The 12,285-nt window shown below is 38.5% G+C and carries 16 protein-coding genes; all 16 read right to left on the minus strand.

Features of this window, described 5'->3' with window-relative positions; translation table 11 throughout:
* The 16 genes from MP477_RS04745 to MP477_RS04820 all read right to left on the minus strand — a co-directional run bounded on the left by MP477_RS04745 (window position 1) and on the right by MP477_RS04820 (window position 11,947).
* Window positions 1–129 carry a hypothetical protein gene (locus MP477_RS04745; protein ID WP_257189371.1) on the minus strand — a complete coding sequence of 43 codons (129 nt, stop codon included), beginning with the start codon at window positions 127–129 and terminating at the stop codon, window positions 1–3.
* A gap of 28 nt (window positions 130–157) precedes the next feature.
* A complete protein-coding gene (locus MP477_RS04750) occupies window positions 158–910 on the minus strand; it encodes an SDR family oxidoreductase (protein WP_257189372.1) in 753 nt (250 codons plus the stop codon).
* Window positions 910–1,710: an SDR family oxidoreductase gene (locus tag MP477_RS04755; RefSeq protein ID WP_257189373.1), complete on the minus strand. Its 801-nt coding sequence runs from the start codon at window positions 1,708–1,710 to the stop codon at window positions 910–912. Before MP477_RS04755 ends, MP477_RS04750 begins: the two co-directional genes overlap by 1 nt.
* Before the next feature lie 10 nt (window positions 1,711–1,720).
* Window positions 1,721–2,215: a CinA family protein gene (locus MP477_RS04760; RefSeq protein WP_257189374.1), complete on the minus strand. Its 495-nt coding sequence runs from the start codon at window positions 2,213–2,215 to the stop codon at window positions 1,721–1,723.
* A 25-nt stretch (window positions 2,216–2,240) separates the two neighbouring features.
* Window positions 2,241–3,419, minus strand: a complete 1,179-nt coding sequence (locus MP477_RS04765) for a zinc-dependent alcohol dehydrogenase (RefSeq protein ID WP_257189375.1) — start codon at window positions 3,417–3,419, stop codon at window positions 2,241–2,243.
* A 176-nt stretch (window positions 3,420–3,595) separates the two neighbouring features.
* Window positions 3,596–3,895, minus strand: coding sequence for a hypothetical protein (locus MP477_RS04770; RefSeq protein ID WP_257189376.1), 300 nt, complete (start codon window positions 3,893–3,895; stop codon window positions 3,596–3,598).
* 67 nt (window positions 3,896–3,962) lie between these two features.
* Window positions 3,963–4,583 carry a ferritin-like domain-containing protein gene (locus MP477_RS04775; RefSeq protein ID WP_257189377.1) on the minus strand — a complete coding sequence of 207 codons (621 nt, stop codon included), beginning with the start codon at window positions 4,581–4,583 and terminating at the stop codon, window positions 3,963–3,965.
* Window positions 4,584–4,655: 72 nt separating this feature from the next.
* Complete coding sequence (locus MP477_RS04780; RefSeq protein ID WP_257189378.1) at window positions 4,656–5,471, minus strand: KGG domain-containing protein; 816 nt, start codon at window positions 5,469–5,471, stop codon at window positions 4,656–4,658.
* Between the two features lie 217 nt (window positions 5,472–5,688).
* Window positions 5,689–6,285: a Crp/Fnr family transcriptional regulator gene (locus MP477_RS04785; protein ID WP_257189379.1), complete on the minus strand. Its 597-nt coding sequence runs from the start codon at window positions 6,283–6,285 to the stop codon at window positions 5,689–5,691.
* A gap of 610 nt (window positions 6,286–6,895) precedes the next feature.
* Entirely contained in the window at window positions 6,896–7,492 is a 597-nt protein-coding gene (locus MP477_RS04790; RefSeq protein ID WP_257189380.1) for a Crp/Fnr family transcriptional regulator, read from the minus strand.
* A gap of 67 nt (window positions 7,493–7,559) precedes the next feature.
* Window positions 7,560–7,967: a cytochrome C gene (locus tag MP477_RS04795; RefSeq protein ID WP_257189381.1), complete on the minus strand. Its 408-nt coding sequence runs from the start codon at window positions 7,965–7,967 to the stop codon at window positions 7,560–7,562.
* On the minus strand, window positions 7,964–8,245 hold the full coding sequence (locus MP477_RS04800) for a hypothetical protein (protein WP_257189382.1): 282 nt from the start codon (window positions 8,243–8,245) through the stop codon (window positions 7,964–7,966). Before MP477_RS04800 ends, MP477_RS04795 begins: the two co-directional genes overlap by 4 nt.
* Window positions 8,245–9,243, minus strand: coding sequence for a cbb3-type cytochrome c oxidase subunit II (locus MP477_RS04805; RefSeq protein ID WP_257189383.1), 999 nt, complete (start codon window positions 9,241–9,243; stop codon window positions 8,245–8,247). Before MP477_RS04805 ends, MP477_RS04800 begins: the two co-directional genes overlap by 1 nt.
* Window positions 9,244–9,254: 11 nt before the next feature.
* Window positions 9,255–11,006 (minus strand): cbb3-type cytochrome c oxidase subunit I, encoded by a 1,752-nt coding sequence (locus tag MP477_RS04810; protein WP_257189384.1) that lies wholly within the window; start codon window positions 11,004–11,006, stop codon window positions 9,255–9,257.
* Window positions 11,007–11,120: 114 nt separating this feature from the next.
* Window positions 11,121–11,333, minus strand: coding sequence for a hypothetical protein (locus MP477_RS04815; RefSeq protein WP_257189385.1), 213 nt, complete (start codon window positions 11,331–11,333; stop codon window positions 11,121–11,123).
* A 401-nt stretch (window positions 11,334–11,734) separates the two neighbouring features.
* Window positions 11,735–11,947: a hypothetical protein gene (locus MP477_RS04820; protein WP_257189386.1), complete on the minus strand. Its 213-nt coding sequence runs from the start codon at window positions 11,945–11,947 to the stop codon at window positions 11,735–11,737.
* Window positions 11,948–12,285 lie beyond the last annotated feature (338 nt).

Here is a 12,285-nt window from a genome sequence, read left to right on the forward strand (position 1 = left end):
TTATTTGATTTTTAGACTATCATTTACCGGTCTTGTTTCACTTTTCTTTTTGTCTTCATCTTCGGGCAGATCACAACGGCAGGCTGTAAGACTCACTGCACATATTGCTAATAAAATGATTGTTTTCATACTATTTCTTTTTATAATGTTATATTTATTATCCATTGACTATGAGCCCTCCGTTAGGATGAATAACCTGTCCTGTTATCTGAGCTGCTCCACGGCCTGCCAAAAACAAAAAGCTGTCGGCTATTTCTTCCGGGCTGGCATTCCTTTCAAAAGGAGGCTTGCTCATATCCTCTTCCTTCTCTCCAAAAGTTTTTTCAGTAAGTGGTGTTGCTACGGGTCCCGGAGCCACTGCATTGACGCGGATACCTTTCGGTTTTGCCTGAAGGGCCAGAGATCTGGTAAAAGAAACTATTGCTCCTTTGGTCGCTGAATAATCTAAAAGTTCTTCATGTCCCTGATAGGCAACTGCAGAGGTTGTATTGATAATGCTTGCACCCTGCTTCAGGTATGGAAAAACAACTTTTGTCAGCAGGATCATCCCGATAATATTGGAATCAAATGTTTTTCTGATATTTTTTTCTTCCAGATTCTCAATTTGATCAGAAGGAAACTGTACACCGGCATTATTGACCAGAATATCTATTCTTCCGAATTTGGCAATGACCTTTTTAACGGTATCTTCACAGAATTCATAATCATTAATATCTCCCGGAAAAATAATGCACTTTTTACCCAAAGCCAGTATTTCGTTTTTTGTTTTTTCGGCCTCCTGATCTTCATGATGGTAGATAATAGCGATATGGGCACCTTCTTCAGCAAAAAGCAGTGCCACAGCTTTACCGATACCACTATCGGCACCGGTAATCAGAACTGATTTATTCTTTAATTGCAGTCTTCTCATCAGTAACTTTCAGTTATTGGTTTTTGCATTTCTCCCATCCTGTGGGCAGCCATATCGTCCGTTGCCAGGTTAGTCATTGCTACAGTAAGTTTGTTTTTGAATCCTGAAATTATTTTATCCTCGCCATTCATCAGGGCATTATACCCATCTATTGCCACCTCTTCAGGATTGGCCAGGTTTTCCCTATCCTCCAAAATCTTACTTCTGTTCATGTCTGCTTTGTTAAAAAAGTCAGTATCAGTAGGTCCCGGAAGAAGGGCTGTCACACTAATTCCCGAGTCTTTCAGTTCTTCACGGATAGCTTCGGACCAAGACAGAATAAAGGCTTTTGTTCCATGGTAAACCGAATGCCAGGGACCAGGAGCCTTACTGGCAATGGAGGCAAGATTTAATATTTTTCCAGATCCTTTGGCCAGCCGGTCTTTTAAAAAGAGCTTCGTTAAAAGGATCACTGAAATAATATTCAGATTGACGATGTTAATCTCCCGGTGAATATCAGTATCCTGAAATTTACCGTAGACTCCCTGTCCGGCATCATTGACAAGGATTTCCGGGCTTATACCATTGAGCTGTAATTCTGAATACAGCGAGTACACCTCATCCTGAATAAATAAATTTTTTGAAATCGAAATAACATTGATCCCAAAGGTTTTGAATTCTTCAGCTTTATTCTTTAGCTCTTCATGGTTTCGGGCAACAATCACCAGGTCATAGCCGTTTTTCGCAAACTGCTTAGCCAGCTGATATCCAATTCCGCTTGTTGCTCCCGTGATTAAAGCATATTGATATTTACGTTCCATAGTATACTATTTAAATTAACAGTTGGCTGACTTCATTTTTAAAACAGCCCAGAATGAATTCTGTATAATAGAGTTGTGCATTTAAAGCTTCGGTTTTAGGATGCAGTTCCAACTTTTTCGTAAGGATGATTTCTCCTTTATAAGCAAATGAGAAATAGGCGAAAATCTTATATGCCGAATGCCTGATAGGTGTACAGTAGCCTGTAGTGGCAATAGACCAGTCTGTTTCATACAGTTTTGCAACTTGTAAGGCCATGGTCTCTGCTATATTTTCTGAAACACAGTCGCACTGCTCAGCTTCTGCCCTGTTGACATTTAACAGCTTTACTTTTATCGGTAAGGTATAGGCCGTTAGTCCTCCTTTGTAAAAAAGTGACGCGTTGGGCATCTGTGAAAAGGCCAATTGTAAAGATCCTGAGGTAACACTTTCTGCCACAGAAATAGTTTCATCAGTGGTCATCAACGCCTGGCTGATATACTCAAGAATATCCTTTTGAAGCTCCATAGCACTGTATTTTATTATTTTATATTTAAAATGCTGACAATTTCCAGGGATCCAGGACAACTTTAACACATCCGTCCTGCTTTTTATCAAAAATTTCATATCCTGTGGCAACATCTTCCAGCGAAAGGCGGTGCGTGATAATATCATCAAGCTTTACACGGCCACTCTGTACATGATCCATCAGGGTATCAATAATAGGGTGAACATTACACTGTCCAGATTTTATGGTAATTCCTTTATCAAAGATCTGCCCCAGCTTAAAATTGTCATAGTTAACAGGGTAAACCCCCAGAATTGAAACTGTTCCGCCACGTCTTACAGCACTCATACAGGCTTCCAATACTTTTATAGAGCCTTTTTCAAAATTTAGAACCGCTTTTGCCCTATCTAAAAAATTACGGTCAGGCTCAAAACCTACAGCATCAATACATAAATCGGCACCTCTTCCACCCGTCAGTTCCCTTATCTGCTCAATGACTTCTTTAGGATCTTCCCACAGAATAGTTTCACAGCCTGTCAGTTTTTTAATCTGGTCAAGCCTGTACTGGAGCGTATCGATAACGATAACTTTACCGGCATTATGGAGAATGGCACTTTTAACGGACATTGACCCAACTGGCCCGGCCCCGAAAATGGCTACTGTTTCTCCGCCCTTCAATTCTCCCCACATTACTCCGGTGTAACCGGTAGGAAAAATATCGGTCAGAAACAGAACCTGCTCATCACTTAGCTCCCCCGGAACTTTCCGTGGCCCGAAGTGTGCATAAGGAACCCGTACATATTGTGCCTGTCCTCCGTTATAGCCACCATACAGGTCAGTATATCCAAAGAGTGCACCTCCTTTTTCTGTAATAAGACCTCCTTCAGGCCCGTAATGTTCAGGATTACTGTGTTCGCATGCTGTGGGAAGGTTATGCTGGCAGAAATAACATCCGCCGCAGGCAATAGGAAATGGGACAACCACACGGTCTCCCACTTTTAAGTGAGTGATATTTTTTCCGGTCTCCTCAACTATTCCCATGAATTCATGCCCCATAACCATAGGCCGAAGCTGCGGAATACCTCCGGAATACATATGCAAATCGCTGCCGCAAATAGCGGTTGATGTTACTTTAAGAATGATATCCGTGGAATCCTGAATAGCCGGATCATCAACGGTATCACACGTTATGCTTCCGGGAGCGTGAAAAACTGCTGCTTTCATAATTTTAATATTTAAGTGGTGTGAGGGTTATAAGCTTACTCAGATTGTGAAACAGGTTTATTTTCTGTTACAGGATCCCATATTCTACATTATCAATTGTCAATTTTATGATGAGCTGTAATTTATCTTATCAGAGTATAAACACCAATAAACTGTGATTTTCTCTGTAAAATAAATTAAGGGCAGGTTTTTATGAGTTTCTCAAAGCAGTGGAGATCTTCATTTTCATTCATCAGCAGATAGAACATGGTTCGCAAGGGTTCATCTTTTCCAATACTGCTGAAATCTTTAAATTCAGCAATTAAAGCCTGGGTATTTTCCGATTTTGGAGTGTTTAAGAAAATAAACAATAAAAAGATGTTTATTTTAATTTCCTTGGCATAAATTAAAGCCTCCTCTTCAATCCATTCTCCTTTATTCTCAATCTTACTGAAATGTCCGGACCGCAGTATTTTTATAAATTCCTGTCGATTCATATTTTGTTTCATGGTTAAAGATGCCATATAGACTCACCGCCTATATGGCATTATGAATTAAATGAATCTAATCTTCCTGTTCTGCATCAAGATTAATGAATGTTTCTGCAATTTCGGTAAGATTATAATCTGTATCTTCTTCTTCCTGAAGTGTTTTTTCAAGCAGATCGGCAGCTTTATCATGCCCCATGGTAATGGCAAGCTGAGCAAGACCTCCGTAGGTGGCAATTTCATAATGCTCCACTTTCTGTGCGGCAATAATGAGGGCTGCATCTCTGGTCATAGATCCTTCTTTGGTAGATTTTATGGTTTCTTCCCCTTCTTTTATAATTCCTTTTATAGCTTCACATTCCTTTTTCTCAGGTTCCTCGTCAATCAGTTTGAATACTTTCTCAAGCCGGCTTACATGTTTCTTGGTCTGAAGCTGATGGTCTTCAAAGGCGTCTTTCAATTCTTCTGTTGTCGCTGCTTCCTGCATTTTTTCCAATGCCTCTATAATGGCATTTTCTGCGAAATAAATATCCTTAAGAGCACTTACAAAGAATTGATGAAGAGAAGAATTTTTCATGCTGTCCTTTACCGAAGCATTGTCTGCTTTCATTTTTTTATCTGCTGTGGCATTTCCTCCGGATGTTGAAGCTGATGCCGATGCAGTTGTATTGCTATTTTCTGTTGTTTTTGTTGCCATGATATGATGTGGTGTTTGAATTGAGTTAAAAGATTACCCCTTTAAAAAGTATAAAGAGGTAATCTAAAAAAATTATGAATTATTACGTCTTCCGCCAAATCCTGATCTCCCTGATCCTGAAGATCTTCCGCCACCATGAGAGGCCTGACCTCCCATACGGGCAATTCTGGTACGCTCTGCCTTACTCATGGAAGCAAAGCCTCTTCTTGAAGTTCCGTTTCCTGAGCCGGAACCACGGCCTGAACCTGAGTTACCGCTATTTCCGGATCTTGAGCCTGAGCCTCTTGAACCGCTATTGGAACCTGATCTTCCTGAATTTGAATTGGAAGATCTTCCGCCACCGTGAGAAGCTTCACCTCCCATACGGGCAATTCTCGTACGTTCTGCCTTACTCATGGAAGCAAAACCTCTTCTTGAAGTTCCATTTCCGGAACCTGAAGAAGACCTTCCTCTTCCTGATGAGCCAGATCTGGAGCCAGAACCAGACCTCGACCCTGAACCGGATCTGGATCCTCCTCTTCCTCCTGAAGTGAATCTACCCTGACTGTCTCTTTGCTGGTTACCACCACGGGAACCTCCTCTGCCACCAGAGTTTCTTCCCCTATTATCATCGTCATCATCGTAGTCATCATCATCGTAGTCATCGTCATCATAATCTTCATCATCATAGTCTTCATCATCATAATCTTCGTCATCATCGTCATAACTATTATCATAGTCATCATAATAATCCTCATAATCAGAGAAATCATCATCATAATCCTCATCTTCAGATGCATCGTTATAACCATGGTCATAACCTAATTGATAAACTTCCTCTAAGGTAGATCTTTCACTGTTTGAAGAATTACTTCTTGAGCTACGATTGCTTGAATTTCTAGTGTTCATAACTGAATGTTTTAAAAATTAATATATAAGTGATGTATTGCCAATCTTAACTAGTATCAGAAAAGCAATGGTTTGGTTTTTTGGTGATAATTTTCATTAAGCTGAACAGCTTATGTAACTTCCATAAAAAGAAGACTGTAGATCTTTAATCAGATTGTTAGACCAAATTTACAACAGAATAATCCGGTCTTTTATGACTGGCATCATATTGATGCAATTAGTATAAAATTTTTCTGTTAATGATTTTTACAATTTTTTCTTTTTCCATACGTTTGATGGTTTTAATTGCAGTTTCTACACGGATTCCTGTAAGGCTGGCCAGCTGCTGCCTGGTAAGAGGTATCTGGAAAGAAAATGTACACTGTTTTTTTTGAGAGCTTTTCAGATAATCCATGACACCAATAAGTCTTTCCTCAGGGCTTTCCAGAGAATTTTTCTGAAGCATAATGTATTTATAATAAAGTCTGTCTGCCAGCACCTTACAAAAATCAAAAAACAGGTGAGGATGCTTTTTCAGCATACTTAAGAAATCTTCTTTACATAATCTGAGAATAGTGCACGGAGAGATAGCAACAGCGTTCATTGGATATAATTTATCTCCAAATAGCAATGACTCGCCAAAACTTTGTCCATCATATAAAATGTTCTGTATAAATTCTTTTCCTTCCGCATTACAATTATTCAGTTTGACTTCACCATTTACTATTTGATAATAATATAATGGGGTATCTCCTTCGTGAAAAATAGTTTCTTCGGGGCTGTATCTTTTTAACCCAGCGCCTGCTGAGCTTAAAATTTCTTCGCTAATAACCATAATCTTTTTTTTACTGTTAATAAATTTTAATCATCATCTTAGTAAAATTTATTAGGTTGATAAAATGTATGAAATGCTTCATTTACCGATCATCCGCTATCAGCATCTTATTAAAATTGGAGTGGTCTTTGAAATATGATTTAACAGCATTCTTAAATTCGTAATTACGGATTCACTGCTTGTCAGAAGATAATCTGCTGTTTAAAATTGCATCAGTAGCTTCAGCTGAAATGGCATGAAGTGCTGCTCCGGAGATCCCGGTTTAATGAATCTGCAATGTCTGAGAATTCTCTGAATGTACTATCTTCTGTAAGGCAGCAATGAGATAAATATCTACCTGTGACGACAAAAACATCTGCTGAATAGTATGGAAATAATGTAATAGGCTTCATAATATTATTTTTGGTGTGTATTTGCAATATGCTTTAAAATAAAATAATTATGATAAATAATTAATAATAAAATTAAAGAAGAGATATTAACTAAACTATGATGCAGATCATAAATTTTTTTTTTTAGCATAAAATTAACAGTCCACATATATTTCACTTCTGTCACGTATTTTCCTTTACACAGCAAACTTTTCCGGAGTCTGTTTAAAGTAGGTATCCTAAAAATAAATTTTCCTATCCTTAATCATCACTACTTTTTTCCTTTCCATATCTTTAATAACCCTGATGGCTGTTTCAACACAAAGCCCTGTAAGGCTTGCCAGCTGCTGTCTGGTAAATGGTATTTTAAAAGAAAATGGAGCCTGGTCTTTTTTTGAGGCTTTAAGATAATCCAGTACACCCATTATCCTCTCTGAAGGATTCTGTGATGAGTTGGATTGGAGCATAATATACTGATAATAAAGACAGTCTGATAATTCTTTGCATAGGTCAAGATATAACTGAGGATATACATTGAGCATACTGAAAAAGTTATTCCGGCATAGTTTTATAATTAAAGAGGGCTCTAAAGCAACAGCATCCATAGGATATGGCTTACCAATGAACAGGAGAGACTCACCCACGCTTTCTCCTTCTGTAATTATTTTCTGGATCAGCTCTTTCCCTTCTTTATTATAATTATTGAGTTTTACTTTCCCTTTAATAATCTGATAATAATAATACGGAGTTGCTCCCTCATGAAAAATAATATCACCGGAATTATATTCTTTTACTTCAGCTCCTGCTGAAAGCAAAAATTTTTCATTAATAACCATAGGATTTTTTTAAAAATTATATGTTTTTGTTTCTTATTAACGTTCAATCTTTAGAGATTCCTGCCCGCTATTGCACCGCGGAGCTCGTTATCTCATAATAAACAGCCCATCCTACAAACAGAATAATAATAACCCATATCCAGAAAGGTATTGTTTGAGGGGTTTCACTACCGGTAATGAGAAAGCTTTTCTGGTTTCCCTTATCATAAGCATTAATCATCAATGATAATGTACCATCTACCACATCTTTATTTTTCAGGCCTTCAATTTTTATGGTAGGGCCGTTGGCAACGGTAAAACTTATTTTTCTGATTCCTTCTTTTCCTGATGGAGACCGGCTGACAATTTTCAGAACATGATCACCATCGGGAAGTTTTTTGGTATCCAGATCAAAAACAATAGGAGTTTCCAGCTCTGCAATAGGATGCAGATCATTATCTATGAAGAGAAAAACTTTACTTCTGTCTTTTGTCATAACATGATATTTTCATCTGAAAAAACCGAATATTTAATATGTTTCCTATCTTTTTCTCCCGGTTTTACCAGATATTTAATTGAAAATATAAAAGCCAAAACTGTTATCAGGATAACAATTCCTACAATAAACCAGTCCCAGCTGCTCTCGGGGCCGGTTCCATGCGTAAGATCTTTAGTCACTTCGGGCTGACGAAGCTGGCACGCATCACATGCCAATGCATAGGTGCCCCATAAAATCAAAGTCACATTCAGTGCATTTACTATTAAATTTTTCATTATTGCTTTATTTTATCATAGATTACTTTTACTTCTTCCAGGGTCACTTTTTTTGCATTATTTCCCCAGCTTGTTCTTTCATGGTTCATGATAGCGGTAACATCTTCAGCGGTAAAATTAGCATTGGTTCCCACCGCCGGCATTGTTGCAAATTCAGGCCTCGGATCATATCCTTTCATAATAATCGTTACATAGAGCTCCAGATCACCCCCTGTGACTACCGGACTGCCTTTCAGCGGAGGGAAAGCCCCGGGAACTCCTTCCCCGTTTGCCTGATGGCAGGAAGCACAGTTCGCGGTAAAAAGCTCTCCTCCATCAGGAAGATTGGAGGAGCCGGAAGCCCCTTCACCTTCTTTTTTTACCTGTTTGTAAAGGAATGGCGGAACAATAGATTTATCGGTATAATCAGTCTGTTTAAGTGATTTCAGATAGGCTACCAGCTGAAGAGCCTTTTTTGTAGCTACTATTTTCTTTCTTTTATTTTTAATAAATTTCTCCGGCACCTTAACTTCAACATCACCGGGCTGCAGATAGTCTCTTTCTATAAAAAGAAATTCATAGGAAGGCATTATGGATGCCTCTACAGCAGCCCTTGGCTGGTAAAGATGAATCAGGTGCCATTCAGCACTTGGCTGCCTTTCCCCTACACTGGTAAGATCGGGGCCGGCTCTCTGTGTTCCCATCAGATTGGCTGTATTTCTCCAGAAATCCGTCCTTCTGTTGACAGCAAAATCAGCAGGAATACTCGGTCTTTTGCCAAAAACATTATCCATCTCAACATTTCTTACCTGCTGGGTATGGCATGCCACACATCCATTTTCAATATATACCATTTTACCGGCTCTTTGTTCATTTGTCAGTATTTTTGCCTGACGGGGTAAAGGTCTGTTAATCCTTTGGTTATCAAGAGCAGGAAGTACAGCTATATAAAGTGTAAGAAAGATAAAGAGACAAAGTGCCGAGCCGAAAAGTATTTTATGGTCATTTAGCAGTATCATAATTTCTTTTTTTAAGGGTTAAACTCTGTACGGCTATGCTGCCTCTTTGCTGCCAGGATTTCAGCGGGTGTCTGTGGAATTCTCACATTCCTGTCTTTGGTAACCATTCTGTAAAAATTGTATGCAAAAATAAGATGGGCCACCCACATCATAGTTCCCCCTATTGCTCTCCATAGCCAGAAAGGAAACATATTGATAACGCCGTCTATGAAAGGCTTTTTCTTCATCCACATCAATCCTGTCTGTGTTCCGCCGATCATTAATGCTATTACATAAAAAAGTAAGCCGATTAAAGCCAGCCAAAAATGCATTCCTACCAGCAGCTTCGGAGGCTCATTGCCAGTGAGGCGCGGAATTAAAGTATATGAAAATGCCCAAAGCATAAAAGTGATGATCCCATACATGGTGAGATGAGAATGGGAAACTGTAAAATCTGTAAAATGCCAGAGCAGGTTGGTATATCTGAAAGCTTCTACGGTACCCTGAAAAGATCCGGTAAAATAAAAAATAATCGCCATGAAATAAAAAGGAAGGGTATAGCTGTTTTTAAGCTGGTACCAGGCACCGCTAAATGTTAAAAGGAAATTAGTAGTTCCTGCTGCCACCGGTATCAGCATGCCGACACTGGCAACAATTGCCGTGGTCTGCAGCCTCCAGGGGATAGCACTGAAAATAAAATGATGGGTTCCGATAAGGGTATAAAATAATATGTGGGTCCAGAAAGCCAGAGCCCCCAGGCTGTAGGAATAAATCGGCTTATTAAGCTGCTGTGGCAAAAAGTAATACATGAGCCCAAGGTTAATCATCATAAACCACATTCCAATCGCCTGATGCATATAATATCCCTGGGTAATTGTCTCTCCTACTCCGTCCTGCCATATAGGGATATAGCCTACTATAATGACAATAACAATAAACATAAATCCCGAAATAATATACCAGTTTGAGATATAGATTTCCTTGACAATTCTTTTGACAACAGGCTTAAACAGATTATGTGAAGAAAGCGCTACCCCTGCTCCGAACGTAATCATAATAGGCCATATATATTCCCTGTACTCACCGCCTCCGTTATTCACTCCGGCCAATAAAGATATTGTTCCGGCCAGCACTGCAGTATTGATCAGAATTAAAGAAATATAACCCTGCCTGATATTGTAATTTTCAACGTTACTTACCCTTGTAACGACATAATATGAAAGCCCCACCATGGCTAAAGATGCCCATCCCCAAAATACAGCATTGGTATGGGCTGGCCGTAACCTGCCAAAACTCAGCCAACTGGTATGCTCAACATCGGGTGCAACGTATTTGATACCGGCATAAAGCCCAAAAGTTGTCCCTATGATCAGCCACACGATGGCAGTTCCTAAAAAGTAAAGAATAAGCCTGCTGAGTTCCGGGCTTACATACTGCAAAAACGATGAGGTCCTTCTTTTCGTGGGAAATACCCGCAATTCTTCGACAGAATTGATATTCTGAATAATTCCCTTTTCATCAGAAGGCGGAAGGGTACCTGCAAGCTGGTTTTCCGGAAGCTGAAAATTAAGTTCTCTTTCTTTCTGTTCATATTCTTTAAGCTCCTCTGCAGACATATTTTCAATCTTCTTCTGAACTTCCGAAAGCTCTCTATGCCTTAATATCCTTGCATAAATGGATAAGAACTTAAAGATAAGAACCACCAGGACGGCAATAATTACGATCAACATCAGTAATAATGTTATCTGAATACCCGTCTGATTAAGTAATGACGATTCTCCCATAATAAAAATTTAGGGTTTATAGAGTAAAAGATTCCAGTGAAATACAATGGAGATGTTCAGTATACAGATCTCTAGAGTCCGATTCTGTGGGTGGAAAAGTAGCTTACAGTGAGGTTACTTACTATTTTTAATAGAATCTACATCGTAAGCTGTACTGTCCATAGGAAGCGTAGTATCACCGGAATCCGGTGTTACCTGTGCTGTACCGGTAACCATGCTGTCTCCGGTATTTATGCTGTCAATAGATCTCGGTTGAGGCTGGGCCTCCTTTTTACAACTCATAGCAGAGCAACCCAAAATTAAGGTTATCAATACGAATGACTTCATAATATTAAATTTTGTGATGTGTGTATTACAAAAATATAAAGACTGATACTGAACATTTTATGATTGATATCATAAAAATTTATTTTTATCAGATTATTATCAAATATTATTTATGATTTTTAAAACAATACATTTAAACTATTAACAATACTTATAACGCATTACTTTACAATTTATGATGGTGGGATTTATAAATTTATGACATACATCATAAATTACTATCCACAGTTCTCTATTCACTTAAGAATCCTTTTCTGAAATATCAGAAGGGATCACACCAATAAGCTATTAGATTTAAATATTAATAATGATTTTATACACAGACTGCTTATAATCAATAATTCATAAAAGAAGCCTCCCTGAAACAGGGAGGCCAAGAATATATGGAGTCTAAAAAAGTGTTAACGTGTTATGGAATCATTCTGTTTTTTTGATTGTTGCAGTGTATCTGAACCACTTCGGTAAGCGGTTGTATCTGTTGGCGGGTTTGAAGGTGTTGCAGGAGCCACATTTGCCGAGTCATAAGCGTTGGGGGTTACTGTGGAGTCAACCTGTGTCTCATTCTCAATGTTTTGTTTTTTACAGCTGAGCATACATACAGATATACCAAGCATACATAGCAATGAATTTTTCATATCAATATAATTTGGTTTGAATAATAATGATTGCCGGTACCAATCATACAGTCAAAATTATTCATTTACTTTACTCCTGTTTATGAGTGAGATCACAATCTTATTTTTATAACCTTCCGCATCAAAAAAATGCGTAACCCGTTAAAATACCATCAATTACAAGGTATATGATCTGAATCATATGGGTGTAACTACCAATCTTTATAAATTTGATATGAATCACCTGGGTAAGAATGGTGAGCCTTTCTGCATCTATACAAATACTTGCTTTTTCCCATATCCTGGATTCATCTGCCAGGCGACAATGAGCTTAATGG

The sequence above is a fragment of the Chryseobacterium sp. WG23 genome, assembly GCF_024586575.1.
Lineage (GTDB): Bacteria > Bacteroidota > Bacteroidia > Flavobacteriales > Weeksellaceae > Chryseobacterium.

Coding starts and splice junctions, on each gene's coding strand:
- MP477_RS04785 (WP_257189379.1), bottom strand. CDS start 6,285: ATGGTTATTAGCGAAGAAATTTTAAGCTCAGCAGGCGCTGGGTTAAAA.
- MP477_RS04820 (WP_257189386.1), bottom strand. CDS start 11,947: ATGCTTGGTATATCTGTATGTATGCTCAGCTGTAAAAAACAAAACATT.
- MP477_RS04770 (WP_257189376.1), bottom strand. CDS start 3,895: ATGAATCGACAGGAATTTATAAAAATACTGCGGTCCGGACATTTCAGT.
- MP477_RS04765 (WP_257189375.1), bottom strand. CDS start 3,419: ATGAAAGCAGCAGTTTTTCACGCTCCCGGAAGCATAACGTGTGATACC.
- MP477_RS04780 (WP_257189378.1), bottom strand. CDS start 5,471: ATGAACACTAGAAATTCAAGCAATCGTAGCTCAAGAAGTAATTCTTCA.
- MP477_RS04790 (WP_257189380.1), bottom strand. CDS start 7,492: ATGGTTATTAATGAAAAATTTTTGCTTTCAGCAGGAGCTGAAGTAAAA.
- MP477_RS04750 (WP_257189372.1), bottom strand. CDS start 910: ATGAGAAGACTGCAATTAAAGAATAAATCAGTTCTGATTACCGGTGCC.
- MP477_RS04760 (WP_257189374.1), bottom strand. CDS start 2,215: ATGGAGCTTCAAAAGGATATTCTTGAGTATATCAGCCAGGCGTTGATG.
- MP477_RS04815 (WP_257189385.1), bottom strand. CDS start 11,333: ATGAAGTCATTCGTATTGATAACCTTAATTTTGGGTTGCTCTGCTATG.
- MP477_RS04795 (WP_257189381.1), bottom strand. CDS start 7,967: ATGACAAAAGACAGAAGTAAAGTTTTTCTCTTCATAGATAATGATCTG.
- MP477_RS04745 (WP_257189371.1), bottom strand. CDS start 129: ATGAAAACAATCATTTTATTAGCAATATGTGCAGTGAGTCTTACAGCC.
- MP477_RS04775 (WP_257189377.1), bottom strand. CDS start 4,583: ATGGCAACAAAAACAACAGAAAATAGCAATACAACTGCATCGGCATCA.
- MP477_RS04810 (WP_257189384.1), bottom strand. CDS start 11,006: ATGGGAGAATCGTCATTACTTAATCAGACGGGTATTCAGATAACATTA.
- MP477_RS04800 (WP_257189382.1), bottom strand. CDS start 8,245: ATGAAAAATTTAATAGTAAATGCACTGAATGTGACTTTGATTTTATGG.
- MP477_RS04755 (WP_257189373.1), bottom strand. CDS start 1,710: ATGGAACGTAAATATCAATATGCTTTAATCACGGGAGCAACAAGCGGA.
- MP477_RS04805 (WP_257189383.1), bottom strand. CDS start 9,243: ATGATACTGCTAAATGACCATAAAATACTTTTCGGCTCGGCACTTTGT.